Annotated in this window: 22 protein-coding genes; 11 read left to right on the top strand and 11 right to left on the bottom strand. The window is 40.0% G+C overall.

Features of this window, described 5'->3' with window-relative positions; all coding sequences use genetic code 11:
- Window positions 1-66 precede the first annotated feature (66 nt).
- Window positions 67-552 (bottom strand): Dps family protein, encoded by a 486-nt coding sequence (locus M23134_RS15125; protein WP_002697595.1) that lies wholly within the window; start codon window positions 550-552, stop codon window positions 67-69.
- Window positions 553-686: 134 nt separating this feature from the next.
- Here M23134_RS15125 and M23134_RS15120 point away from each other — a divergent pair, with 134 nt between their 5' ends.
- The 7 genes from M23134_RS15120 (at window position 687) to M23134_RS38200 (ending at window position 10,711) form a co-directional block, all read left to right on the top strand.
- Entirely contained in the window at window positions 687-1,628 is a 942-nt protein-coding gene (locus M23134_RS15120) for a hydrogen peroxide-inducible genes activator (protein WP_002697594.1), read from the top strand.
- A 458-nt stretch (window positions 1,629-2,086) separates the two neighbouring features.
- The gene (gene purE, locus M23134_RS15115; RefSeq protein ID WP_002697592.1) at window positions 2,087-2,599 is read left to right on the top strand and encodes a 5-(carboxyamino)imidazole ribonucleotide mutase; all 513 of its coding nucleotides are present in this window, start codon (window positions 2,087-2,089) and stop codon (window positions 2,597-2,599) included.
- A 623-nt stretch (window positions 2,600-3,222) separates the two neighbouring features.
- The gene (locus M23134_RS15110) at window positions 3,223-3,903 is read left to right on the top strand and encodes an FHA domain-containing protein (protein WP_002697590.1); all 681 of its coding nucleotides are present in this window, start codon (window positions 3,223-3,225) and stop codon (window positions 3,901-3,903) included.
- Window positions 3,904-3,929: 26 nt separating this feature from the next.
- On the top strand, window positions 3,930-5,591 hold the full coding sequence (locus tag M23134_RS38210; protein WP_198145026.1) for an FHA domain-containing protein: 1,662 nt from the start codon (window positions 3,930-3,932) through the stop codon (window positions 5,589-5,591).
- 26 nt (window positions 5,592-5,617) lie between these two features.
- Window positions 5,618-7,237: a Stp1/IreP family PP2C-type Ser/Thr phosphatase gene (locus M23134_RS38205; protein WP_002697586.1), complete on the top strand. Its 1,620-nt coding sequence runs from the start codon at window positions 5,618-5,620 to the stop codon at window positions 7,235-7,237.
- 100 nt (window positions 7,238-7,337) lie between these two features.
- Entirely contained in the window at window positions 7,338-8,810 is a 1,473-nt protein-coding gene (locus M23134_RS15095; protein ID WP_002697584.1) for a protein kinase domain-containing protein, read from the top strand.
- A gap of 233 nt (window positions 8,811-9,043) precedes the next feature.
- Window positions 9,044-10,711: a serine/threonine protein kinase gene (locus tag M23134_RS38200; RefSeq protein ID WP_002697581.1), complete on the top strand. Its 1,668-nt coding sequence runs from the start codon at window positions 9,044-9,046 to the stop codon at window positions 10,709-10,711.
- An 86-nt stretch (window positions 10,712-10,797) separates the two neighbouring features.
- Here the strand turns inward: M23134_RS38200 and M23134_RS15085 are convergent, their stop codons facing one another.
- From M23134_RS15085 to M23134_RS15055, 7 genes are all read right to left on the bottom strand, one after another.
- Window positions 10,798-11,208: a lipocalin family protein gene (locus M23134_RS15085; RefSeq protein WP_002697580.1), complete on the bottom strand. Its 411-nt coding sequence runs from the start codon at window positions 11,206-11,208 to the stop codon at window positions 10,798-10,800.
- Between the two features lie 159 nt (window positions 11,209-11,367).
- Window positions 11,368-11,847 carry a 2-C-methyl-D-erythritol 2,4-cyclodiphosphate synthase gene (gene ispF / locus M23134_RS15080; RefSeq protein ID WP_002697578.1) on the bottom strand — a complete coding sequence of 160 codons (480 nt, stop codon included), beginning with the start codon at window positions 11,845-11,847 and terminating at the stop codon, window positions 11,368-11,370.
- A gap of 320 nt (window positions 11,848-12,167) precedes the next feature.
- The gene (locus M23134_RS15075; RefSeq protein ID WP_002697576.1) at window positions 12,168-13,403 is read right to left on the bottom strand and encodes a M16 family metallopeptidase; all 1,236 of its coding nucleotides are present in this window, start codon (window positions 13,401-13,403) and stop codon (window positions 12,168-12,170) included.
- A 235-nt stretch (window positions 13,404-13,638) separates the two neighbouring features.
- Window positions 13,639-13,995, bottom strand: coding sequence for a DUF6686 family protein (locus tag M23134_RS15070; protein WP_002697574.1), 357 nt, complete (start codon window positions 13,993-13,995; stop codon window positions 13,639-13,641).
- Between the two features lie 229 nt (window positions 13,996-14,224).
- Window positions 14,225-14,665: a SecDF P1 head subdomain-containing protein gene (locus M23134_RS15065; RefSeq protein ID WP_002697572.1), complete on the bottom strand. Its 441-nt coding sequence runs from the start codon at window positions 14,663-14,665 to the stop codon at window positions 14,225-14,227.
- Window positions 14,666-14,682: 17 nt separating this feature from the next.
- Window positions 14,683-15,519, bottom strand: coding sequence for a hypothetical protein (locus tag M23134_RS15060; RefSeq protein WP_045113658.1), 837 nt, complete (start codon window positions 15,517-15,519; stop codon window positions 14,683-14,685).
- A 391-nt stretch (window positions 15,520-15,910) separates the two neighbouring features.
- Window positions 15,911-18,379, bottom strand: a complete 2,469-nt coding sequence (locus tag M23134_RS15055) for a zinc-dependent metalloprotease (RefSeq protein WP_002697568.1) — start codon at window positions 18,377-18,379, stop codon at window positions 15,911-15,913.
- Window positions 18,380-18,561: 182 nt separating this feature from the next.
- Between M23134_RS15055 and M23134_RS15050 the strand changes: the two genes are divergently transcribed.
- Both M23134_RS15050 and M23134_RS15045 read left to right on the top strand, forming a co-directional pair.
- Window positions 18,562-18,927 (top strand): MmcQ/YjbR family DNA-binding protein, encoded by a 366-nt coding sequence (locus M23134_RS15050; RefSeq protein WP_002697566.1) that lies wholly within the window; start codon window positions 18,562-18,564, stop codon window positions 18,925-18,927.
- A gap of 148 nt (window positions 18,928-19,075) precedes the next feature.
- Entirely contained in the window at window positions 19,076-19,774 is a 699-nt protein-coding gene (locus M23134_RS15045) for a TIGR02117 family protein (RefSeq protein WP_002697564.1), read from the top strand.
- Between the two features lie 197 nt (window positions 19,775-19,971).
- Here the strand turns inward: M23134_RS15045 and M23134_RS15040 are convergent, their stop codons facing one another.
- Together M23134_RS15040 and M23134_RS15035 are read right to left on the bottom strand one after the other, a co-directional pair.
- On the bottom strand, window positions 19,972-20,607 hold the full coding sequence (locus M23134_RS15040; RefSeq protein WP_002697562.1) for a hypothetical protein: 636 nt from the start codon (window positions 20,605-20,607) through the stop codon (window positions 19,972-19,974).
- A gap of 255 nt (window positions 20,608-20,862) precedes the next feature.
- Window positions 20,863-21,291: a hypothetical protein gene (locus M23134_RS15035; RefSeq protein WP_045113633.1), complete on the bottom strand. Its 429-nt coding sequence runs from the start codon at window positions 21,289-21,291 to the stop codon at window positions 20,863-20,865.
- A gap of 614 nt (window positions 21,292-21,905) precedes the next feature.
- Here M23134_RS15035 and M23134_RS38195 point away from each other — a divergent pair.
- Window positions 21,906-23,033, top strand: coding sequence for an aminotransferase class V-fold PLP-dependent enzyme (locus M23134_RS38195; RefSeq protein WP_002697558.1), 1,128 nt, complete (start codon window positions 21,906-21,908; stop codon window positions 23,031-23,033).
- A complete protein-coding gene (locus M23134_RS15025; RefSeq protein ID WP_002697555.1) occupies window positions 23,030-24,076 on the top strand; it encodes a hypothetical protein in 1,047 nt (348 codons plus the stop codon). Before M23134_RS38195 ends, M23134_RS15025 begins: the two co-directional genes overlap by 4 nt.
- Before the next feature lie 81 nt (window positions 24,077-24,157).
- Here the strand turns inward: M23134_RS15025 and M23134_RS15020 are convergent, their stop codons facing one another.
- Window positions 24,158-25,495, bottom strand: a complete 1,338-nt coding sequence (locus tag M23134_RS15020) for a tetratricopeptide repeat protein (RefSeq protein ID WP_002697553.1) — start codon at window positions 25,493-25,495, stop codon at window positions 24,158-24,160.
- Window positions 25,496-25,754 lie beyond the last annotated feature (259 nt).

Below are 25,754 nucleotides of genomic sequence, written 5' to 3'. Positions count from 1 at the left end.
AAGACATTGCCGACTTGTATCCTGTTGAATAGCTAAGAATCCATGTAACTTGGCAATTACAGAATATCAGCTATTATTTAACCAGGCAGAAAACATCCAAACTGTTTTTTCTTGAGTAGCAATAAAGTCGCTCAGCATTGCTACAGTTCCTTCATCGTGTAAATCGGCGGCGTACTCTAATGCTTGGCGCTCTATAGTAATGAGTGTTTGCATACTTTGTATTAGCATATTTACTGCTTCTTGGTCTTCCAGTACATTTTTACCTTCAGCAATTTGGGCGCGCTCCAAATAATCAGAAAAAACGTGTAAAGGAGTAAAACCCAAAGTAAGTATACGCTCAGCAATTTGATCTATTTTTTCCTGAGCATCGGTATACAACTCTTCAAACTTAGCATGTAACTCAAAAAAGTTTTTTCCTTTGATATTCCAGTGAAAACCACGCAGGTTTTGGTAATGAATCTGGAAATTTGCCAATAGTTGATTCAGGTCATTTGCCAATTTTCCGGCTTGTTCTTTATCCAGGCCTATCAGATTTAGTTCTGCTGTTATCATGAGTTATATATTAAATTAATAGATTTTATTTATCACAAAACTAATTCTTATAGACTCACAAATCAAATCAATAATTATTATGTTTCCATAGAGGTAAACTATATTTGTGAATAGATTAAATCATTAGCAATATTATGGTAAGCCTTATACAACTTGAATATATAGTAGCAGTAGACACTTACAGGCACTTTGCTACGGCAGCAGAGAAGTGTTTTGTTACACAGCCTACCCTCAGTATGCAAATCAAAAAGATGGAGGAAGATTTAGGAGTCGTTGTATTTGACCGCAGCAAACAACCAGTAGTGCCAACTGATGTAGGCAAACTAATTATTGAACAAGCCCGAAACACGCTTCGTGAATCAAGCAAAATTCAAGACATTGTACAACAGTTTCAGAACAATGTAACAGGAGAACTTAAGGTCGGTATTATTCCAACATTAGCACCTTATCTGCTGCCTTTATTTGTGGGTAGCTTTACCAGAGAATACCCCAGCATACAGCTCCAGGTGTATGAGCTACTTACCGAAGAAATCATAGACCATTTGCAAAAAGATTTGCTGGACGTAGGTTTGCTGGTCACCCCTTTGCGGGAAAAAGGAATGGTAGAAAAGCCTATTTTTTATGAAGAGATTATGGTGTATACGAGCAAAGACCACCCTATTTTAACCAACCAACAGTTACGTCCGAAAGACATTGCCAGCGAAGAGCTTTGGATGCTAAATGATGGGCATTGCTTTTATAATCAGGTGGCCAACTTGTGTGGGTATCAGGAACAAGCTCAAAAACAACAAACTTTTAACTACAGGAGTGGTTCGCTGGAAACTCTCAAAAAAATGGTAGAAGTAGAAGGTGGGTTTACCTTGTTGCCTGAACTTGCCACGCTGGATTTACCATCAGGCAAACAAGCTCAAATACGTCGTTTTGAACCAGAAAAACCCTTACGTGAGGTAAGCCTGGTGTATGTACGCAACTTTGCCAAAATCAAATTGTTAGATTTATTGTTTGAGCATATTGCCCAAAATATACCACAAGATATGCACAACAAAGATAAGGGCAAAGTAACTGAATGGAGGTAACTATTGGTAGATGGGAGGGTTACAGTTTATGCAAAAATTGGCTGTTTTATTTTCAACAGTAAAACAGCACTCGCCTTCAACCCAATTATAAGCCAGTTAAAAAAGCGATTTTGTAATCCTTCGTGAACTTTCCCTCAATTCATCTATATTTGTGCCCTGTCTTAAACACTTCTTTCAATTGAGTTGTAGGATATTTTGTATCCAGTGGCTTGTTTAAAAGTCAGCGTCTGGGCTAAAAAAGTAATTTTCAATTCAAAAGACAGGCTTTAAGCAAGCGTCAAGGTTAACCAATGGGAAAAATCTACACTTGATGATTCCTTTGAAGTCTCACTCAAAAACAAGCTTATAACTTAGCTGTAGAGGTAACCTGACCATAAGTTTGCTACAAAACACACTGGATATGAAAGAGTCAAACAAGCATTGATGCCTTACAACTTGCATTATTTTAAACAAACAAAATGAGCGAAACTACTACTCCTCAAATAGGTATCATTATGGGCAGCAAGTCAGACCTGCCCGTGATGCAAGACGCAGCCGATATACTCAAAGAACTGGGTGTGGCTTATGAAATAACCATTGTATCGGCACACCGTACCCCTCACCGTATGGTAAACTATGCCGAAAGTGCTCAAAAAAGAGGGCTTAAAGCTATTATAGCTGGGGCTGGTGGAGCTGCTCACTTGCCTGGCATGGTGGCCTCTATGACTACCTTGCCCGTGATTGGTGTACCTGTAAAATCAAGCAACTCTATAGATGGTTGGGACTCTATCTTGTCAATTTTGCAAATGCCCAATGGTGTACCAGTGGCTACAGTGGCGCTCAACGCTGCCAAAAATGCGGGTATTCTGGCAGCTCAAATGGTGGGCGCTTTTGACCTCAATGTGCAAGTCAACCTACAAAACTATAAAATAAGCCTTGCCAATAAGGTAAAAAAAGACGCACTAGAGTTAGGTGGTAAAGATGAATTTTAGCATCAATGGTAAAAGCTGATAGCGATCTAACCCACAATACCTCACTGCCAAGACAAAATTTAAATGAGCCTTGAACTTTGCCTAAACTACCTAAAACAATTGAAAGCTTTTAAAATCTGATTTTTTCAATTAATTTGAATTATATTTAGTTACAAGCATCTAGCAACAAGCTTCAAGTATACATAGTATAAAAAGTGTCTATTTTTATTGCTTTGCAAAGAGGTTAAAAATAAATAAGACTTCATTGCTTGTCGCTTGAAGCTTGCTACTAGTGCATCAGGGACTAAGTTACTCACATATTATTTGGCGACTTATTTAATCCCTAATGCACTAGTACTCTGGCTTCTAAGTAGGTAAAGTAGAAATTTTGATGGATTAACTACGTTGAGCTCGCGAAAAGCTCGGTTTTGGTTACTGACGATCTTCAAAATTTATCCCGCAGGGAACTAAGCCGTAGCTATGGGATATTTAGCCTGTGGCAGAGCTCAGCACAGCGAAGCTGTAGCTATCGGTTTTTAAGAGAAGCTAGTGAACAAAAGGCGTGAAATAGCGCTTTACTTATGTAGTGTCCAGAGTACTAGATAACACCTACGCAATCAAAGACCAATTAATGATTTAAAACTATGAGCGAATTTAAACCTTGTGGCTGCGATAACGGCTACTTTTTTCCATCTAACCTTGACGAATGCCCCTATTGCGAAGATGGACAGGGTGGCGGCAATGTTCAGGAAATGCCTCCTTCTATGCCTAACATGGGCAATCAGGGTTTTGACGATGACAGCGACTTTAATCCTGGCCAAGGGGGTGGCTTTGGTGGTTTAGACAAAACCAAGCTTGACACTGGCGGAGGAGGAGGTATGTTTGGAGGAGGCTCGCCTCAAACCGAGATTTTTGGCAACTCTGGCGGTGGAGGGGGAGATTTAAGTCGCACTCAGATTTTTGGTGGAGGCGGAGGATTTGACCCACAACCCAACTTTCCACAAGTACCCCAGCAACAGGGACGTAAAATGGTAGGCTGGTTGGTGTCTTTTACTATAGACGAAAATGGGGTAGATTTTAAATTATATGAAGGACGCAATATTATAGGTGCCGATGGTGCTTGTGACATTAGTATTTCAGGCGATCAGGCAGTATCAGGTAAACACTTGACCATATTACACCGCATGGGGCACTTCAAATTCAGGGATGAGTTTTCTACCAATGGAACCTTTATCAATGATATATTTGTAGAAGAAGGTACGCTCAAAGATGGTGATGTGATACGTATAGGAGAAACCATTTTCAAATTCAGAAGTATTGCCTAATAAACTTTTAACTAATGGAATTTACAATGATGAAAAACGTGCTTAAGAAGTATGCTTGCCTTCTTTGGTTAGTGGCAGGCTTTGGTCTACTCAGTTCGCAATCGTATGCTCAACGTATCAATGTTACAAAAATAGATACTGCGGCTTTTCCTGAGTTAAAAGTAGAGTTACAACTGGTAGGTGCTGATAAAGCCGTAAAAGACGACTTTAAAGTATTAGATGAGAAAAACCCTACCGAACCTATTTCTTTTAACCTGGCAGCTCCCGAAAAAAAAGATAGTGCTGCTAAAAAGAAAAATCGGGCGATCCTGTTTTTGATAGACGCATCAGCAGTAATGAACGGCAACCCTATTGCTAGTGTAAAGCGTGCCCTGACCAATAGCCTGGGGGTACTTACACCTGACGATAAAATTCAAATTGCCTACTTTTCTGATAGTGACAAACTCTCTTATTTGTCGCCAGACTTCACCAATAACTTTGCATACTTTACTGAAGCAATCCAAGATAAGATTGTAGCCCACCAAGATACCAGCAGTACTCCTGTATCTAAAGTACACGCCTCTATTTATCATGCTCTTGAGGTACTGGATGAAACCGAGTTGGAAGGGCAAAAAATATTGATGGTATTGTCGGCAGGTAAAAACAAAGGAAGCTCATTCAGTTCTACTGAATGCATCAAAAGGGCTAATCACTTTAAAATTCCTGTCTATTCGGTTACTTACCAATTAGACAACAAGCCTCCCGATGACTTAAGTCGCATTAGTACTACTGTAGAATTTGAAGGGATACCCAAAGGTGAAAGAAGTAGAATAGTGAAAACTTCCAGCGAAATTCAACGCGCCATCAGCGATTTTTTCTCTATCAGGGAAGAGATCATAGAAAACCAAGGCATTAACGTAATGCTTACCTTTGACACTGAAGCAGCAGCTGACGGAAACGAACATAGCTTTGAAATTCGCTATAAAAACGAGAGCAAACGGGTCACTTACTTTTCACCTTTGCGCCCAAATACGGGTGGTAATTTTTTCCGTAAGTACGGTATTTTTATCATCATTGCAGCAGGCGCTTTGCTGGGCATATTGGTGTGGTTTGTGCACAGCCGCAATGTGCGACGTGCCGAAGAAGAACGCATTGCAGCCGAAGAAGAAGCTGAAGCCGCTGAACAGGCAAGAATGGCGGCTGAAGCTGCTCAACGCCAAAAACAGGAGGCAATGATTAGAAAACAACAGGAGGAATCAGCCAAACAAAGTGCCGCAACTGACCAACGCCTTAAATCGCTTGAAGAACAAAACATTCGCTTGCAGGAACAAGTAAGGGCTCAGCAACTCAACGCACAAAACCATCAGCCAACCCCGGTTGACCCTAAGTTCGACATGAAACGTACCGTTATCTCTGGTGGCGGTGGTGCACCCACCTTGATGGTTTCGGCGGGGAGCTTTAGTCATAGCTTTTCGCTCAATAAACCTAAAATGTTTATTGGACGCTCAGAAGACAATGACATCACCATACCTACTCAAACAGTATCAGGACAACACGCTACCATTACCATAGAAAAAGGTAGTTTTTACCTCACCGACCTGGGCAGTACCAACGGTACTTTTGTAAATGGCTCACGGGTGTCAAGAACAATTTTAAAATCTGGAGATATGATTAAATTAGGTGCGGCAAACCTTAAATTTCATATTTAAACAGATGGAAGGAACGTTATAACGATATGAAAAACTTTCATTTTGGTAGCCATACCGATATAGGGCATGTACGAAAGCAAAACGAAGATTCTATGGGGTATTATGAAACCTCCAATGGATATGTTTTTGTGGTGTGTGATGGCATGGGCGGCGCTGCTGGAGGCTCTACAGCTTCGCGGATGGCTGTAAACAGCATCAAAACCTTTTTTCAACACCAATACTACCCTAATCCCATAGAAGCTATCAGTCAGGCAATACAATATGCTAACCAACAGATTTTTCAAGCAGCTCAGAAAGCCCCCGGAATGCAAGGAATGGGCACCACTTGTGTGTTAATGTTGGTGCGTAATGATCAGGTATACTATGGGCATGTAGGCGACAGTCGCCTTTATCGTTTAAACCAAGGCGGCATATCCAGGGTAACTAAAGACCATTCGTTTGTGCAAGCTTTGGTAGACCAGGGGGTAATAAGTGATGAAGAAGCTGAAACTCACCCCCGTCGCAACGAATTGTTACGAGCATTGGGTACCCAACCTGTAACAGAAGTAGAAGTGTCTTTTTCGCCTATTATACCTAACAAAAACGATATATTTTTACTTTGTACCGACGGGCTCAATGGCTTGGTGCACGACAAAAGTATAGAAGGTACACTTAACTCTCCGATAGATGTAGAGCACAAGGCTATAAAACTGGTACAGATGGCAAACAACCTGGGAGGTTATGACAATACTACTGTACAATTAATTGAGTTTTATAACTTGCCTGAAAAGCATAAATTTAACTCAGGTGAGCAAAAGAGTGTATTAGGCGGTACGCTTATTAATAACCCACCACCTACCAGTGATTTTTCTGATACATCTTCTGCCGATGATATAAACGCTGGATTTAATGATTTTTCACCAGAAGATATATCGCAAGGTACATCTTCTGACTTTATACCATCACCTGAACCAGAAACCTACCCTCCTACTCCAAAAACACCTAGTCCAAAAGGAAAAGGACCTCACGCTAAACGTGACTACGATCGTGATGAAGATGACGAGGAAGACTATCAAGATAGTCGTGGTGCACGAAAACGCCGCAACAGAGGATCAGGCTTTAGGCTAGACATAGACTCTCCTATTATGCAGGTATTGGGCAGGCTGGTATTGGTAATAGTGGTGTTCTATGGAGCTCAATGGTTATATAAATACGCTGTGAAAGAGGGCATTATAAATACAGGTATTGTAGACAAAACAAAGAGGCTGTGGCAAGATGGGGAAGAAACTATTAACAACGCCAAAAACAAATACAATGCAGCAAAAAAGCGGATAAAAGATGCCCAGGATTTCATTAATTCTACCCAAAAATCCTTGAACAATACTTTACTTAAATTAGACAGTTTACGTAATAAGTTTAACCACATCACGGTGCAGGTAACAGAAAAAACCAAGGACTTAAAAAAGTTGGCCGAAGAGCAGGGCTCAAAACTTGAGTGGATACTGGAGGTAAACGGGCTAAAGTCTGCCGATGAAATTGAAACAAAGAATATTAAGAAGTTAATTGTACCTAAAGAAAATCCCAAAAAGGTGATAGATAAACTAGATGACTTGAAACAAAAAGCACAGAAAACCATTGCCGAAGAATCAGCAAAATTAAAACAATAAACAGAGAAGTATCCAATTTACTTCTACCAAGTAAAATTTAGAAAGCTAAAAGTCAGCGTTATAAAAATAAGTTGTATTTTTGCTTTTAAACCAAAATGTAATGGGCGAGAATAATAACAACAACATATTAAACTACCGCATAGAAGAATTAGTCCAGGAGAATCAGGTCTTTCGTTCTTACGTGGGTACACACATTCAGTTTCCCAAAAAAGTCTTGATTAAAACCCTTAACCCATTACTGGACTATAACCCTGAGGCAAAGGCTTCTTTTATGGAAGAAGTAAAAAAACTTGCCGCTGTACAACACCCCTATATTGCCACTTTGTATGATTGCCTGGAGCAAGGCGATGATCTTTACCTAATATATGAGTATCTGGAAGACTATTCGCTTACTCACCATATTTATCGCCAGGGTGCAATGAAAGAAACAGAGGCAATAACTCTGTTTATGAAAATACTGGAAGCCTACCAGTATGCACACCAAAACCAATTGATCAATGGTGCTATCAGCCCCAATCATATTTTTGTGTCTCAAGACCAAGAAGTAAAATTGCTAGCATCAGCTTTGAGCAATGTTTTTTTAACCGAAAATTTAAAACTACAGAATGTAGAATTGGCAGCTTATATCAGCCCTGAACAAGCCCGTGGACAAGCCACTAACCAAGCAAGTGATGTATACGCATTGGCAGTGATTTTTCACTTTATGTTGCATGGCAATCAACCTTACGAAGGAAAAACACTTGCTCAACTACAAAAAGATATTATTCAAACTCCTTTGCCTCTGAAAAACACTAGTGCTGGGTTGACAAACATACTGCAAAAGTCTTTAGCAAAAGACCCGGCACAACGTTTTGCGACACTGGAAGAGTTTATAGAGGCGTTGAAAAAACATACAGAATCGCTTAACTCAACCAAAACCAACCCTACTCCTGCTGTTTATCCTGACGATCTGGAAGAAGAACCTGAAGTTTATGCTGAAGATGTAAAGGTGGTAAATTTACCTTTGTATATTCTCATAGGGTTGGTGGGTGTTATGCTTATTTACAATTACGCCAAAGACAACACCAAAAAGTTTGTCAATACAGCAGTAGTATTCAATATCCAGGATACCAGCTCTATTCGCTCTATGCAAGACTCTATCAAGAGAGCCAACAAAGCGCAACGAGTGAGTGACAGTATTCGCCGTATGACCATGGGTAAAGCAAATGACAGCACTAAGGTATTTATTCATAAAGCAGGCTATGGTGAAACCCTCGAATGGTTGGCAAAAAGGTATTATGTACCTTTAGAAACCCTTGAAAAAATGAATGATATAAAACGTACTGATAAAATTCGCCCTCGTACTGGGTTAAAAATATTGGTGCGTGACATTTATAAACTGAAAGCAAACGAAAATATTTATCACGTATCCCGTAAATATCGTATCAACCCAAAAATAATTCTATATGCTAATGGAATTTCGCTGGCAAATGCGAAGCGACAATACGACGAACAAGGGATGTTGATAGAAGAAGAGAAACCTATTTATGAAGGAAAAGAATTGGTGATTCCATTAAATGCTCCCAGATATTAACCCTCATAAATGACTTGCCTCACTTCAGTTGTTTCGTTATGAAAACTACAGAGGTGAGGTATATTTATTTCAGGCATCATAAGATAAGAGTATGTTTAAAAATTAGTTTGTTGTCTTATTTTCAAAGGTGAAACAGCACTCGGTTTGATGCATCTAACACGAAAACTTCCTATAAACGAACGCTTTAAACATACTCTAAACCCAACTAAAAGCACTTTAAACTTTATTATGTAATGATCGGGGAAAAAATTCTTAATTATCATATAGATTCACTCATAGGCGAAGGGGGTGTAGGAACTGTATACCAAGCAACCCATACTCAGCTTGGCAGAAAAGTAGCCATTAAAGCCCTTAACCCACTGTTGGTAAACAACGAGCAAGTAAAACAGCGTTTTCGGCAAGAAGCAACTACACTGTCCAACCTTCAGCATATCAACATTATTACTCTATATGATTACTTAGAAAACGAAAAAGGCTTGTTTCTAATTATGGAATACGCACAGGGCGAAGCACTTGATAGGTTTATTAAGAAACGCCCCATTCCTGAAGAACAAGTTCGTTATTACTTTTCGCTTATATTGGCAGGTATGGAGTATGCCCACAAACAAGGCGTGATTCACCGCGATATAAAACCCTCAAACATTATTATCACTCAAGATGCTGGTGCCAAAGTATTGGACTTTGGGATTGCTAAAATTTTAAAAGAAAACAAAAACAACCTGACCAAACCTGGTGCTCAACTAGGTACAGTGATGTACATGAGCCCTGAACAAGTACAAGGTAAAGAAATAGATCAACGAACTGACGTATACTCGCTAGGGGTTACCTTGTTTGAAATGCTTACGGGAAAAGCGCCTTATGACGAAACTCAACTTACTGAGTTTGATGTGTTCAATAAGATAGTAAATGACCCCTTGCCTCCTTTGAAGCAGTTTGATGGTACCATTTCGGAACGAATGCAACAATTGATTGACAAAGCCACTGCAAAAGATCCAGCACAACGTTTTCAGAGTTGCGCTGATTTTAAAGAAGCATTGCTCAAACAAGAAGAGGCCACAGGAGATACTACCAGTCAATCACAAAACTTAAGGCCTACCCAAGTAAAGGCTACAGATGCCGTTGCACGTAATACCAGTGCTGCCAGTCAAAAACAGAGGAACAAAAATACCCGCCCCAAAAGAGTCTCTTATGCCCCTTTGTATATCTTGATCTTTGTTTTAGTGGGGCTTGTAGGCTTTGTTATTTACAGTGAATTTATGGGAGATGGTGCCCCTAAAAAAGGCATAGCCGATAACCGAAAAAACACTACGGGCAAGGATCAGGAAGTGGTAAAGAAAGATCCCAAAACAGTAGAAGATCAGAACAAGACAAAAGAGGAAGACAAGGAAAAAGATAAAGAGGACGAAGAGAAGAAAAAAAAGCTTGAGGCACAAGAAGCTGTCATTGATAGTCTGAATTCAATCAAAAAACTTTTGCAGGACACACTAAAAACAATCCAGCGAAAACGTGCCGATTCGTTGATGAGAGGACTAGTAGTAGATGGCAGACTACTCGAAGAAGACGAGCTTGCCGAAGGAATGACGGTAGAAGTTACTTTGGTAAACAATCGCTCAGATGTAAAGTTTAAGGATGTAGTGATTGCTATAAAGTACTTTAATGCCGCCGGAGCTGAGTTGGAAGAATATGTACACAAGTACGGCGACTTAGCTAAAGAACCCAAAGTACCAGTTACTTTTAAGATAAAACGTAACATAGAAGCTGCTCGCTTTCAATGCATACGAAAGTCGGCAAACCCACAAGACCTAAACCCACCTGCTCAGCTAGACTCACTCAACCAGAAAATTAAAAAGATTGCTGAGGAAATTAAAACAGCCCAAGAAAAAAAAGAAGAAGAGAATTGATCTGTAGGATTGTTGAATACGCAGCATAAAAAAACGTCTTTTGAGTATCTCACAAAAGACGTTTTATATATAATATATCGCTCACACTACTGCATGGTGACTGAGTAGGTAGTAGTACCTGTTTTGGTGCTCTCAACGGTCATTTTGAAAGTTAGCTCAGTCGAAGTAGCGTTTACATCAGAAAAGCTACTTGCGTAAGCTGTACCACTGGCAGGAGTAAAAGTAATAGTACTGCCAGTAACAGTGTAAGTACCTGATTCGGTAGCGCTTCCTAAGGTATGAGTATAAGAACCGTCAGAACTGAAGGTCACTGTTTTACCCTGAAAGGTAGTAACCTCCGTATTGTTTTGGTCAGTCACTTTTGAAACTGTCCAGGGTTGCTTAGCAACTAGTAAATCAGTTGTGCCTGGATCATTGTCACCACCTTTTTTGCAAGCTGTAAAAGCAAAAACACAAACAAGGGTCATTAGTAATAAAGAAAAATAATTCTTTTTCATAATTTCTCGAAATTTTAAATATATCAAAGCAAAAATAACTAAAAAAATCAATTAAATACGCAGTCTGTTTTCCGAATTATAGGAAAACCTGATTTTTATAGCGTTATGCAATCAAACATATACTTGCATTATTTACTCAAAGTAAGCAAAACAAGTTGTCTATTTTTTTGAAATTAACACTGTAGCCATAGCTGCTACTCCTTCTTTACGTCCAACAAAGCCCAAGCGTTCTGTTGTAGTGGCTTTTACAGACACATCATCCACAGAAATATTCATTACATTGGCCAGACACTGCTGCATTTCTGGGATGTATTGCCCTATTTTTGGGGCTTGCAAACAAACTACGGCATCTATATTTCCTATTTCATAATTGGCATCCTTCAGTAGCTTTATCACATCCTTCAGCAGTATTTTACTGTCAATGCCCTTGTATTGAGGGTCTTTATCAGAAAAGTGATACCCTATATCACGCATATTTGCTGCCCCTAGCAAAGCATCACAAATAGTATGTATGAGCACATCGGCGTCTGAGTGCCCAACTGCGCCATGAGTGTGGGGAATTTTGATTCCACCCAGCCAAAAATCAGCCCCTTCTTGTAGCTGATGTACATCATAACCTTGACCTACACGTATTTTCACAATATTTTCTTTTAATGATTAATGCAACAAATTACTCTATCCTACTATTTTTCGCGCTGATTTTTGTCCCCACAACCGAGTTTACGAGTCCTTAGAGACCGTGCTCAGCGCAGCTAAATCAAACCACTTGTAAGTCATTAGATGCTGATGTATATCGGCGCCCAAAAAACAACTTACTTTAGGGTATCGATCAGTGACACGCAGGTGAAGCGAGGACGGCATTAAAAAAAAGCGAGTAGCAACGAATATCAATATTTTAGCGACATTAATCAAATATCCTACACAATGTATTGGTAAATGTGAACAAACCAACCTACTTGTCACGCTTTTCTATAATAAAGGGTACTGCTATTTTCGGGGACCAAAATCTGATTGGCTATATCCATCATTTGCTGAGCGTGTACTGCTTGTATTTTCTCAGACTCATTGTTTACTGCATTAGCATTGCCCAATAACGCCGCAAAACTAAGGTTCATGATTCTGGTAAGCACCTCTACCTCCGAAAACACCAAAGTAGACTCTGCCTGATTTTTCACTTTACTCAACTCTTGTTCTTGTATTTTATGATTTTTGAGCTCAGTAATGATTTTTTGCACTGCCTCATCGCCCTCTTCCAGCGACACACCTTCGTTGAGGTTGCCATGTACCACCAACAAACCTGGCTCTACTGACCCGGTAATATAAGCATTGACAGAGTTAAATATATTCTTTTCTTTGACCAACCTGGTATACAACCTTGACGATTTGCCTCGCCCCAACACATCGCTTAGCAAATCTGTAGCATAATAATCAGGGTGGCTTTTAGATACCATGTGATACACCTTATAAAGCGCATTCATTGGCACATCGCCAGTGACTTCTGTATACCTGGGCTCTGTTTGTTTCGGTTCTTTGGGTAGCTTTCGCTGATAGTCGGTGCCCGCCGGAATGTCACCAAACCATTTCTCGGCAAGGTACTGTAGTTGTGCTTTATCTATGTTGCCGGCTACTGCCAAAATAGCGTTATTGGGAAGGTAAAACTTTCTAAAAAAATCTTTTACGTCTTGCATTGTAGCACGCTCTATGTGCGAAATATCTTTGCCTATAGTTGCCCAACGGTAAGGGTGTACCTGATAAGCCAATGGTCGTAGCTTGAGCCATACATCTCCATAAGGCTGGTTCAAATACCTTTGCTTAAACTCTTCTATCACTACCTTTCGTTGAACTTCTAACACCTCAGGGTCAAACGATAAGCTCATCATACGATCAGACTCCAGCCAAAAGGCTGTTTCTATGTTAGCAGTAGGTAGTGTAATGTAGTAATTGGTAATATCAGGCGTAGTGTAGGCATTGTTTTCGCCTCCTACTCGTTGTAAAGGTTCGTCGTAAGACGGAATGTTTTTAGACCCACCAAACATTAAGTGCTCAAATAAATGGGCAAACCCTGTTTTGCTTTCGTCCTCATCTTTCGAGCCCACATTGTATAGTATATTGACCGCCGCTACTGGGGTAGTAGTGTCTTGGTGTAGGTATACTTGCAAGCCATTTTTTAGTGTAAAGTATTGATAATCAATCATAAACGCCAAAGTATAATTTGATGGATGTGTGTGTAATAGTGCTTTTAAAGTATTGCTACACAATAAAACGAAATCAGATTTAAAAAGTCTTGTTTTGAGGTACTATATTTTAGCTAAGAAAATAATGTACTTGCAGAAAGGGATTTAGGGAAAGTATACGGGTAAAAGGCAGGAAAATACAATAAAAAAGCAGACGCCTGATAGTGTGAGAAGCACAGGCGTGGGGTGTATTTTTTTAAACCAACACAGAGTACAAACGTTCGTACAAGATGCTATTTAGTTCAAGCATTACTTTGGCACCAGAAAGTAGTTCTTTAAGTTCGGCAATTTCGGTAAGGGTAAGTACATAACAACGCTCGCAACTACATGGCGCTATTATTTCATAATCATAAACGGCGTCAGAGTTGTTTGCCATTAAGTCCAAATCTATGTTATCTACTGCTTTTTTGAATTTATAAAAGCAAAGTACTTTGTAGGAGGTAATCACTCCATTAAATTCTACCCAAAAACAACGATCTTTATTTGATTGGTATACCGCACCATTTGGGGTTTGGTAAACTTCTATAAAGTGATTTGGTATATCTTGCTTCATTGTTGTGTTTTATATGCTGTTGGTATTACAAAAGTATGCATTATTTATAATCAGTCCAAATAAATGTAAGTTTTCAAGCATTACAAAAAAAATAAATTGTGCAATTACCTTGAATAGTCATATTTTTTCAAGACAAAGATATAATACTTCTTCCTTTACAACACTGACAGATGTCATTGCAAAGCATAGAAAACAGTGTCAACTAAAGCAAACATTGATAAGCACCTTCCTATTTATCTTTTTTATAAGATTTGATAAGCTTATGGACAGTTTTTTTATCTATGCCCGTTATCTGTAAATTACCACTCGTAATGGTTTCCTGCACCAACGGTGCCGATAAAATTTCGCCCTCAAAAACAATCACCAAGGGTTTTTGCAGGTTCTTTTGGGTCATTTGAATAAGCTTTGCTTTCCCCGCTTTATTTAACTTAATAGATAAAGTTTTGCCCTGAGGTGTAGACTTAGTAGTCATTTTTTTGAAATCTGCAAAAGTAATGGCTACAGATTTATCTATCCTCAACGATCTATCTGGGTTATTGTAAAAAGGGAGCTTTACCCCTCCTTGAGCCGCAGTTTGAAAAATACCACTAAGACTTGCCTGATCGTTTTGTCCATAGCTTAGCTGGACAACCAACAGAGTAAACCCTAACATCCATATCAGTTTTTTCATAGAAAGTTTAATTTAGATTAATCTTCTTCATTACTCACTAAAAACTCTTGTTGTTGCCTAATAGCTGAAATAAAGTTCTCCATAAAGTCTTTTTTACGCACTTCACTCAGTTTATCAAGCGACAAAAATGGGTTGAGGTCTTCCAATTCTAACAACAACCAACTACTATCGTCCAAACGACAAGCATCTACCCGTTGTATCCCCCAATCCATGTTGTTCCAGGCAATAAACTTTTGAGCAAAAGCAAGGTCAGTATCATTAGGGATAAACTCTTGAAGTTCCCACCTTTTCTTTTTGTCTGGTGCATACAAAGCATACTGAAATTGACCATTGAGGTAATAAAAGGAGGCTTCGTACACAAAAGGCACAAAAGGTTGAATAAGCATGTCGGTGAGGTCGTGCTGTGAAATAGCACTTTTGGCAACAATTTTCATCCCTATCGAATCAGCCCCCAGCTTGGGCTTAAGTATGTAGTGCGGTGCGCTCCCCAATACCGATAACTCCTCTATATTGTCTATTGTAGGAATAACAGGGTACTGTTTTTGGGTGAGTTCGAGCAAATACTGCTTACCATGCATATCTGCTTTGCCATCCATAGAGTTAAATATTGCCATACTACTTTCATTTACTACCGATAAAAATTCATTGAAATATTCCTGGTAATAAATCACAGGTCCTGAGTTTCTTACAATGATCAGGTCGGCTACTTCAACGAAACCAATGGCTTGCTGAGGGTGGCAAATTAATAGATTGAAATGTTCTTTGAGTTGTGAAGTAATGTATAAATCTTCTTCAGGATAGTTTCTCCCTTTTGCCTCATAATACAGGTCAGTGATGTATAAAATGGATTTCATAACAAATGCTTTGTGATACAACAAACCCACTTTGCCCCTCAAACAATAAAAACTATGTGAGATAAATCGGGTGTGTGGCAAAAAATAAAAGAGGTTGTCTCATAATTCAAAAGTTGTCTAATTTCATTAGAGAAAACCATTTTTCAAGAAATTTTATCCCTGCCAGGTTTTTAAAACCCAGCAGGCATGACTAATACTCTAGTACTCCAGACACTAAATATGTAAAGCACTATTTCGCTTCTTTTGCCCTTTGGCTTCTCTTGAAAAATATCGCGTAGCTATGGCTATGCTCAATTTTTAAAGATCGTCAAAGAACAAAGTCTAACTAAATTGTTACTTTACCTACTTAGAAGCTAGAGTACTAGACACTAAATACGTAAAGTATTATCAACTATTTTTTAAACCCACAGGCATTTCTGGGATGAAAGCCTCCGCCTATAGGCGAACCTGCCGGAGGCATAGAAGGCGCAGTAAATTTGTGTTTAATGATGCCTTTCTGAAACTTTTCAATCTCTGATGCAGCAAAAAAGTAGTGTGCTTTAGTGGCTCTGTCTTTTACAGATGTTTGCTTGTTTTTGAACCACTCTTTCATTCCCTGTAATTCATAAGTAGCAATGGCTTTCACCTGAGTAGCTGCCTTAGGGTGGTTGGCAAGTTGCATAAGTTGATAAAGCACTGTATTATTTACTACTTTTTGCACTTCACCAGGGTAGCCTTGCTTGATATTACTTTTTACGGTAGCCTCTATCAACTGAGTAATTACTTGCTGTAAACCAGGGTTTTTAGTATTTCGGGCATGGTATTGTACCAAACGTGCAGCTCTTTCATGGTGCAACAACATCTTAAGGGTAATGCTGGCAGCTGTTTCGGCGGCGGCCAAAGGATCGAAGGCTACCCCGGTACGTGCTCTAAAGTTTTCGTGATTACGAGAATACCCATAAGCTTTTGGTGGAATTATCTTAAGCGTTTTTTCGGGCAACACCAAAGCCTTGGGCTCTAGAGTTGCCAACAGTGCCTTAAGTGCCTTTTGTTGTTCTTTTGCCGGAACTATGCGGGTTACTTGCTGTTGGTCACCTCGCAAAGCATAAGTATAATACAAGCCTCCCACCACTTTCGACGCGGCTTCTACCTGGTAACGGTGCAACAAATATACTGGTACCAATACATCTTCCAAGTGAGACATAGGCTCACCCATTCTAATATTTTTCTCTGAGAACTTCGCCAGTGCTTTGGCACGTACCTTCATTATTCGGTCGAGTTCGTCAGCAGCATTGGTACCATTGTCCCACAGGTGTGCCAAAGGGTGTGCTCCACCCATCGGGCGCGCATCGGCATCAGAGATATAATACAACCCTTGCTTTATTGCATCATTCAATATTTTGTTCAAAGCCTTTTTTTCATCCGTATTCGGAAGAAACTCACTATAACCATACTTAATCGCTACCTTGTCCCAATTACCTATATTGGTATCATACACATCAGCCCAGCCTATAGCCCCATTGCCCTTTAACTTGACCAATGGGTGAGGGTAATCCATTACCGAAGCCCTTTTGTTTACACTAGACGCAAAGTTATGCGACAAACCAAGGGTGTGCCCTATTTCGTGGGCAACTAATTGGCGTAAGCGAGCCAATGCTATTTTTTGCATGTCTTCGGGTACTTTAGTACCATTGGCATAGGGCGCCAACAAGCCCTCAGCAATCAGGTAATCTTGGCGAAGCCTAAGCGAGCCCAATGTCACATGTCCTTTCATAATTTCCCCGGTACGAGGGTCAGTTACTGTAGCACCATAAGACCAACCACGCGTAGAACGGTGTACCCAATTTACTACATTATAGCGTATATCCATAGGGTCGGCACCTGCGGGGAGAACTTTTACCTGAAACGCGTTTTTATATCCGGCTGCCTCAAACGCCTGGTTCCACCAACGCCCCCCTTCCAACATAGCCGATCTGATAGGTTCAGGCACGCCAGGGTCAATGTAGTATACAATAGGCTTTATCGGCTCGCTTATTTTAGCCTGAGGATTTTTCTTTTTAAGCCGATGGCGTGGTATCATGTTTTTTACAATGCGATCGTTGAGTGAGCTGGCATAGTCTACATACGACAAGCGACTAAAACCAGCCCTTGGGTCAAACTGTCGAGGTTTGTACTTATTGTCTGGCAACGCTACCAAAGAGTAATGCTGGCGCACCGTAACTGCACCGGGCGTAGGAGCCACACTACGTATATGTTTGCCTTGCGCGTTTCCGGTAAAGGTAAGGGTTGCTTCTACCTCAGTATTTTTAGGAAAATTTTTGGTACGGGGCAAATAAAACGCAGAACGGGTATTGTCCAACCGATAATGCCCTTGCTTTTTTGATTTTAGACGGTTGACCACCCCATGAGCATCTCTCAGAAAGAAACGAGTAGCCTCTACCAACACCTTATCACCCTCAACTGCTGCTACCTGAAAACCCCATAAAACCGACTGAGCAAAAGCCAACTCCACGGCTTGTTTTTCGGCTTTATTTTTAGTGTTGGCTCTATACTTATAGTTAGGTTGAACCATCAAAACCTTATTACCCACTCGCTGAAATTTTACAATACGGCTCTTCCCCAACTGCCCTCGGTCTAGTCCAATGTCGTTAGAACCCACCCCACCAGCAAGTGATTGAACATATAAGATTTCCTGGTCAAGCTTATCTATTTCCAGCCATAACCCGCCGTTGTCTTTGTCCCAATACAAAGGAAAATAACCCTCAAGTTTTTTCATTCCAATGGTTCTTTGTTCAATGGTAGGAGTGCCTATTTGTACTTGCGCCCACAACCCAAAAGATAAGCAGATACAAATGGGCAGAAGTAATAATTTTTTATACATTATAGATGATGTTTAAATCTTTGTTCCAAAAAGATGACGAGATGTCAAACAATGTTACCTTTATAAATAGCTTTGAACTTATAAATTTGTCAAATAATTATCAAAAACCACCGATAGTTTAACTTTTCCCCAGAAGTTTTTATTTTTTTGTAGAAAATCAACCCTCAAAACCTACAGTTAAAATGAACATAGAAGAATTTAGAGAGTTTTGTATTGCCCTGAAAGGAGTAACCGAAGAGCTACCTTTTGATGAAGACACCCTAGTGTTTAAAGTAATGGGTAAAATGTTTGCCCTTACAGGAATGGAGACATTTGCTGGGGTAAATGTAAAATGTGAACCCGAAAAAGCCATAGAGTTGCGCGAACAATACAATGCAGTAAAGCCTGGCTATCATATGAGCAAAAAACACTGGAACACAATTGAAGTAAACAGCGACATGCCCGACAACGAAATTCGCCAATGGATACAACACTCCTATGACCTGGTGGTGTCAAAACTACCCAAAAAAGTGAAAGAAGAGCTTAGTAAAACTACAAAAATAACCTAATCCATAGAACTTCGCCTTTGAGCACTGTGCTTCTTCAAAAAATAGTTCCGTAGCTCTGGCTACGCAAAGATTTTTTTCATTGCTCAGTACACAAATACTGTTTTCTTTTGGACCACTTTATTTTTTCCGTTTTACTTAAAACAATGGAATGAAAGCATTGTTAAAAAAAATCTTAAGGTTTTATTGGCGGGGCACTTTGTTTTTGGTTGCTTTTGTAGTGTTATACCTGGTAGGTGCAGTAGTGGGAGCCCTCATTACTATGGGCACTCACAAGCCCCAAAAGCTAAGTAAAAATGCAGGTACTGACATCATCATTTATATTACAAGCAACGGTTTGCATACCGACATAGTGTTACCCGCCCAACATGCGGTTAAAAACTGGCAAAAACACCTACCCCCTACCACCCGCAAAAAATACGCACCATACCCTTATATTAGTTTTGGTTGGGGCGACAAAGACTTTTTCTTGAAGTCAACCCACACCAATACTCCCAACTTCATTACAACCCTCAAAGCCACCTTCGTACCTTCCCAAAGCCTGATGCATTTGTCTTTCTATCAAACGATTAATGCCAGTTCGCCCAACGTATACCCGTTGGTTGTATCCTCTACTCAATACCGGGCATTAGTTCATTATATACTCAAATCGTTTGAACTCACTCCAGAGCAAAAATTTCTTTGGGTAGCCAAAGGCTATGGCAACCACGACTTATTCTTTCAGGCAAAAGGGCGTTATCATTTATTTAATACTTGCAACAACTGGACAAACCGAGGGCTAAAAAAAATGGGCATCAGCACGGGTATTTGGACTCCATTTGAGCAAGGAGTATTGTACAATTTAAAATAACAAACACTCTCATAGAATCAAGGTGTTTGCGTATAATTAAAAAATAAAGTGACCCCCAAAGAAATCAGCACCTGTTTGTTCTAATTTAGCAGAATCTCTTATTGAAGAAGTACGACAATCAAAGACGAAGTTCAGTGGGTTAGCTGCACAGCGCTTGACCTGAAGGTCTGCGGTTAAGTGAGTTTTGTAGTTTCCCTTTAAGAGGTAGTAGCATACTTATGTTGGTACTGTTTGCTTGTTTGGTAACGCCTCTCAAGCATATCTAGCCTTTGGTAAGCCTGCTCCAGCAATAACTGTTTCTCTCTCAAAGCGGCTTGGTACGCCCTGGCCTTGTCTTGTGCTTCCTCTATGGCAATGGCTTGCTCTTTAAAATTTAAAAAAGGCTGCTGATCAGTTGTAAAAACCTCCAGTGTATCGGCGTAATGCTCAAAACGAATACGCAGGAAAGCACTGGCATAACGAGGTTGCTTGGGCAAAGGTACCAGTTGATGCTGAAAACGTTGCCAGGCAAAAAACTCATTGCTATGAGGTGCATATACATAATACTCGCTCAACTCTTTGTTCTGATAAAGTTGTAGCCACCTTTGATACACCTCTGCCCATGACATGTGCTCAGGGACAATGTCTAATATAATCTTAAATTTAGTAGTTTTATTATTATTTTTGATTACACTTTTATTATGAATGATAATGCTTGTGATAGATTTTTTACCTACCTGATTCATAACAAGTTTGATATCTAAGTCAGACTGAAGCCTTTCCTTGAGCTTTAATTGCATATTTTGGCAAAATGTATATGCCCACGCAAACTGTGAAAAATTAAGTATATTCATATTGCTATCATTTTTATTATATATGCAAATATAATAATTTATTTCAGTTTTGACACTCTATTCTTACTTTAAACTACTCACACTTTCAGAAAAAAATATAACCAACTCATAAACAAGTAGTTACATTTAATATTTTTTTGCAATTATTAGAATTTAGCCCACAAAAAAACCTTTGATCGTATTCAAACTACCAAAGGTCATTAAATATTTTTATTGGTGTACTTTGCCCTCAAAATACCAATTGACAAGCAATTGTTAGGCAGCAATTTCTTGCTCATTGAGCCAGTCATTGACAGCATCTATATCATTAAAAAAACTCAGACTGATTTTACCAGACGACACCACCGCCTTGAACATCTGTTCCATAGATAAGCCCGTCACAAAATCTTGTGGCTTAATAATTCCGATTTTTTTAATGTTTGCCTCTAAATACTTTGTGATAATATTTTGTTGGTACCACTCCTGAAGCTCAGGCTCTATTGTAAAATTAAAGTATTCAGCATTAATAATTAAACTTACAGGTTGATAGGCTTCAATAACCAAGACAAGTTGCGAGAGCGAGTCTTTAAAATCCTGATTTTCTATAGCTACAGGTGGGGTTTGCCAGGCGATCTGAATATTTTGCTGAGATTTATTAAAACTTATTGTGCAAAAATCTGAGTTAAATAATTCTTGTAACATCATGATAAAAATTTTGGTGAATGATTTTTTGTTGTTTTTTTCTGTAATTTTTTCTGGTTAAAACACAGAAAATGAGGCATAAAATGCACAGTAAACCTCTTGCTGTCCGGATCTTATATCATTTTAATTGGGCTTAAGTGGGTAGGTAAATGTTGCATAATTAACTGAATAAAGATAATAGAGGTCAATAGTTGTACACACGCATTCTAATTATTTTTGTTGGGCTAAATACCATTGTTTACTTAAATAATTATGATTTTTTAATTATTGTATGTTATTTATTCTGTTTTTTATCATTGCATAGGTAGTACTATTAATTATTTATCTATTACTTTGCGAGACAAAAAGACTTAAAATACACATTTTTAAATAACATTACACCAAAAAAAATAATTGGTGCAGCGCTCGCTCCAACCAGCCGCCCTACACCAAAATATTTAAATAGAGAATAAATATTACTTTTGATAGAAATACTTTAAATGATTACCCTTTATCTCATTACAAAACTTATAACATCCGCTTACCCAGAAGTGGCTACACAAAAACAAAGCGTTGTTTTTTCATCACATAAAGTCATTAATTTCTGCTTAAAATACCCATTATATTAACCCAATACAATGAATAGCTTCATCCATAAAGTCTACCTAGACACTGCTGGCGTATCCAGGCTATTGCCCCAGGCAGCCCACGCCATGCAAACCACCATCATGGCCCAGCAATACCAAGGTAAAGCAGGCATCAAACAAGAGGCCGCCAGGCTCATCCCTTCATTGCGCCATCAGGTAGCCACCTTGCTTGGCTGCCACCCTCACGAAACCGCCATTACTGACAACACCACACACGGTGTAAACATTGTAGCGCAAGGCATACAATGGCGTAAGGGCGACTGTATTTTAATTCCCGATAATGAGTTTCCTTCCAATGTTTACCCCTGGCTAAACCTGGTAGCACAAGGAGTAGAGATTGTACGCATACCTACTCAACAGGGCAAGTATACTGTAGAGGATATTGCAAAAGCAATCACCCCTAAAACCCGCTTGGTCGCGCTTAGTCATGTAGGGTACTTGTCAGGGTTTAGAGCAGACATCAACGCTATAGGTGAGTTATGCGCCCAACAAGGCATATTGTTTTTTGTAGATGCTGCCCAAAGTGCCGGCTTACTAAATATCGATGTAAAAAAAGCCAAAGTATCGGCATTGACTACCTGCAGCTGGAAATGGCTCAGAGGTCCGGTAGGGGCTGGTTTTTTGTATTGCTCTGAAGAGCTGATGCCTCAGCTCAAACCAGCATATGTGGGGGCAGGCGCTATGCAACAGTCAGAGTCTGACCCTGCCACACTGCCTTTTGACTTTAAACCTGGAGCAGCCCGGTTTGAGTATAGTTCGCTCAATATATCTTCTATTGCAGGCGTACATGCCGCTATCAAACACCTGAACCAGGTGTCTACCCAAAAAATTGAGGCAAAAGCTTATGCTGACATTAGCTTTTTGTTTGGCGCTTTGCGCAACGCTGGCTGTACCATGTATACAGGTCAACAACCACCAGAAAAAACACAAACAGCTGGTATTTTATCGTTCAAGCACCCCGAAATACCTACTGCTACCATCGAACAATTTTTAGATCAACACGACATTGCCTATGCACACTGGCACGGCTATACCAGGCTATCGCCTGCGTATGACACCCCCCAAGCGGCACTAGAGCAATTTGTACATATACTTAATCACTTATTAATTTTAGCATGAGTAAGCTTCCTATTATTTTTGATGATCATTTAGACCACTCGAAAATTGAATTACAATATTTTGTAGATACCCGCATTGGCAAAAACACCTGCAAAGCAAAGTGTGAGTTTTGTTGGCTCGACAAACCACACCTCAACCATTTTAAACAAACACCAGAAGAAGCCGAAGTCATTATCAAAGGACTTGAACACCATGGGTTTAAGGTGGTTCCTATAGTATCTGATAGCTTTGCCGAAAACGGCAAATACCTAAGATCAAACATTTTTAAAGACAACGATGACTGGTACATGGGCAATGCTGCCTGGTCGAGCGGCAGACCTTTGCTGCAAGACAACTACGAAGAGTTGCTGGATTTGTGCATAGACAATAATGTAAAAACCATTATTATGACTAGCCATGGTACTGAAGATAAATCCAAAGATTTTAAGGGACTGACCCAACCCTCGGTCGTAAAAAAAGCTACAGCACGTATTAAAGAATTTTCGGCAAAACGCCACTGGAAGTTTAAGGTAATTCTCACTTTTACGATTAGCCGCGCCAACATGACCGAGCAACACCTTAAAAGCTACTTTGCCCATTGTGAAGCACTAGAGGCAGATGTAATACGTTTGAATAGGTTTGCCGATAAACAAGGCATTTATGAGCATTTACGCCTCACCAAAGAAGATACCATTGCTTGCTATCAACTCATGAAAAAAGTGTATGACGAATACGAAGGTAATGTGCAATTAAGCGTAAGCGAAGACTTTGGCAACTGGGGGGTAGAAGTAATGGGGTTTCCGGCAGAGGTAGGCAATTGTGTAGCCGGTGAGTATTTGTTTGGGGTGGTATACCCCGACGTATATGTGTGCCCGGTAAACCTTACTCTTAAGGTAGGCAAAATACAACCCAACCACACCATACAATGGAACCAAGAGGTAATAGATCAACTGATGGCAGCCAAAACCCACCCCGATTTTGGGGGTTGCATAGGCGTAGCTTATCCTCATTCGCAAGAAATAAGGGATTACTTTCAAGACCTTAAGCTTGCTACTGTAAGGTAGCATATATAGGTGTGGTTAAACTGCACAATGAGCAGGGAGTAGTTTAGCCACACTAAAATAATTTGAATTATTCGTAATTCCCTACTTTATTTCCAGTATAATCAAGTCAAAATCTTTGTAGTTGGCTTTTTTGAGCCCTACCATAAACTCCCCCTTTTTCAAGCGCGTTTGCTGTGGTTTCAACATGGCGTTGCCAGGCGCTACCAAGGTCATTTCTTCGTTGTGCGCCAACTTGTCTTTGTCGTTAAACCAACGCACATCTACTTTTAAACTTTTAATGGTAAGCGTTCCTGTGTTTTTCACCTCAAGTATAAAATCATGCGAAAACTTGTCGCTGTTGGGTATCATAGTTTCTTCGCGTTGCCTTACCTCTATATTGATGCCCACCGGAGGCGACTGTTCCCACTGCAGGGGCACCAGTTTGGCAGGTTCATATTTGCCTTCCGGCGATGTTTTAGAAATTTTCACTACACTTAGCAAGGCATCTTTAAAATGAGGGGGAAAGGTTTGTTGTCTGAATATCTTAGCAAAAGGAATATAATCGTTGGGGCGTATAGGCACATCTTTGTCTGCGTTTAACACCTCAAAGTCTTTTTCAAACTTCACCTCTCCGTTTCGGTCAACCAGCTTTAGCCGCAGGGTAAGCTGCGACACCTCAAACACTTTGCTTTGAATGCTCCCCCTGAGCTGATACAACATTTCATAATCCCCCCGGCGATACAACGAGCTCTCCAGGTCGAGCGCCAACCCAGTGGCATTGTCATTGCCATTGTGCAACACCACAGGCAAATCAATCACATTGCGGTTATCTGTTTTTTTTACAATCACAGGTTCGGTGTTTTTGGGCTTGGGGGGAGGTGGTGTAGCATGCACAGGCAATTTATTTATGGGCATCTTATCGCGGCTCATGTCCCATATAATATACCCCGACACCCCCAGGGTAGTAAGCAATACCAAGGCAACCAATAGTATGCTTTGCTTGCTGGTTTTGGGTGTTTTTTGTTTTTCGAGCCGACTAATCAAACGCAGGGCGGCATCATGGGCATAGTCTGCCTGCACACAACGACGTGCATACGCTTCGGCCTGTTTCATGTCAGTTTTTTTGCCCTTCTTGCGGTTGCGTTGCCAATATGCCACTGCCAGGTGGTAAAGCGCATCGGCGTGAGCGGGGTTAATTTTTACGGCAAGCTGTAGCTCTTTTATGGCATTGTCCCAGCTTTTGTATTGCACAAAACTTTTACCACGGGCAAGCGAAGCATCAAACGTGCTTTGTATATGTTGCCAGTCGTTTTCACTCAACCCCAGATTTTCGGCAATACGTTTCAACTCTTCGGTTTGCAAAGGAGCTTCGGCACGTTCTTGCTGAATTTTGAGAATCTGACGCACATAGTTCTGTAGTATTTGGTCAAAATCGCTCATCCATCTTCAATTTTAAACGAAAGGGAAAATACAAGGCTACAAAAGAAAAAACAAGTATTTAAAGCCTTTAGCTGTTAGTCATTAGCTTTAGCTTGTCGCAGATGGCGCACCCGTTTGTCTTTTTTAATGCTTAAGTCGATAGCCCAGGTCTATCTAACGATCGTTTTATCGATACATTTTAGGCTGGGCAACCACAAAGGTATCCCTACAATAACACCGTTTGTTTATTGCAATGCCTCAAATGCGCTTTTAAAAAACT

It is taken from the genome of Microscilla marina ATCC 23134 (assembly GCF_000169175.1).
Classification (GTDB): domain Bacteria; phylum Bacteroidota; class Bacteroidia; order Cytophagales; family Microscillaceae; genus Microscilla; species Microscilla marina.
This window is presented reverse-complemented; position numbering and strand designations above follow the sequence as displayed.

Bases quoted from the DNA above. Each gene is read 5' to 3' on its own strand.
- M23134_RS15125 (WP_002697595.1), bottom strand. From the start codon at position 552: ATGATAACAGCAGAACTAAATCTGATAGGCCTGGATAAAGAACAAGCC.
- M23134_RS15055 (WP_002697568.1), bottom strand. From the start codon at position 18,379: ATGTATAAAAAATTATTACTTCTGCCCATTTGTATCTGCTTATCTTTT.
- M23134_RS38205 (WP_002697586.1), top strand. From the start codon at position 5,618: ATGAAAAACTTTCATTTTGGTAGCCATACCGATATAGGGCATGTACGA.
- M23134_RS15025 (WP_002697555.1), top strand. From the start codon at position 23,030: ATGAGTAAGCTTCCTATTATTTTTGATGATCATTTAGACCACTCGAAA.
- M23134_RS15095 (WP_002697584.1), top strand. From the start codon at position 7,338: ATGGGCGAGAATAATAACAACAACATATTAAACTACCGCATAGAAGAA.
- M23134_RS15050 (WP_002697566.1), top strand. From the start codon at position 18,562: ATGAACATAGAAGAATTTAGAGAGTTTTGTATTGCCCTGAAAGGAGTA.
- M23134_RS15085 (WP_002697580.1), bottom strand. From the start codon at position 11,208: ATGAAAAAGAATTATTTTTCTTTATTACTAATGACCCTTGTTTGTGTT.
- M23134_RS15045 (WP_002697564.1), top strand. From the start codon at position 19,076: ATGAAAGCATTGTTAAAAAAAATCTTAAGGTTTTATTGGCGGGGCACT.
- M23134_RS15065 (WP_002697572.1), bottom strand. From the start codon at position 14,665: ATGAAAAAACTGATATGGATGTTAGGGTTTACTCTGTTGGTTGTCCAG.
- M23134_RS38195 (WP_002697558.1), top strand. From the start codon at position 21,906: ATGAATAGCTTCATCCATAAAGTCTACCTAGACACTGCTGGCGTATCC.
- M23134_RS38210 (WP_198145026.1), top strand. From the start codon at position 3,930: ATGATGAAAAACGTGCTTAAGAAGTATGCTTGCCTTCTTTGGTTAGTG.
- M23134_RS15040 (WP_002697562.1), bottom strand. From the start codon at position 20,607: ATGAATATACTTAATTTTTCACAGTTTGCGTGGGCATATACATTTTGC.
- M23134_RS15060 (WP_045113658.1), bottom strand. From the start codon at position 15,519: ATGAAATCCATTTTATACATCACTGACCTGTATTATGAGGCAAAAGGG.
- purE (WP_002697592.1), top strand. From the start codon at position 2,087: ATGAGCGAAACTACTACTCCTCAAATAGGTATCATTATGGGCAGCAAG.
- M23134_RS15020 (WP_002697553.1), bottom strand. From the start codon at position 25,495: ATGAGCGATTTTGACCAAATACTACAGAACTATGTGCGTCAGATTCTC.
- M23134_RS15035 (WP_045113633.1), bottom strand. From the start codon at position 21,291: ATGATGTTACAAGAATTATTTAACTCAGATTTTTGCACAATAAGTTTT.
- M23134_RS38200 (WP_002697581.1), top strand. From the start codon at position 9,044: ATGATCGGGGAAAAAATTCTTAATTATCATATAGATTCACTCATAGGC.
- M23134_RS15070 (WP_002697574.1), bottom strand. From the start codon at position 13,995: ATGAAGCAAGATATACCAAATCACTTTATAGAAGTTTACCAAACCCCA.
- M23134_RS15120 (WP_002697594.1), top strand. From the start codon at position 687: ATGGTAAGCCTTATACAACTTGAATATATAGTAGCAGTAGACACTTAC.
- M23134_RS15110 (WP_002697590.1), top strand. From the start codon at position 3,223: ATGAGCGAATTTAAACCTTGTGGCTGCGATAACGGCTACTTTTTTCCA.
- M23134_RS15075 (WP_002697576.1), bottom strand. From the start codon at position 13,403: ATGATTGATTATCAATACTTTACACTAAAAAATGGCTTGCAAGTATAC.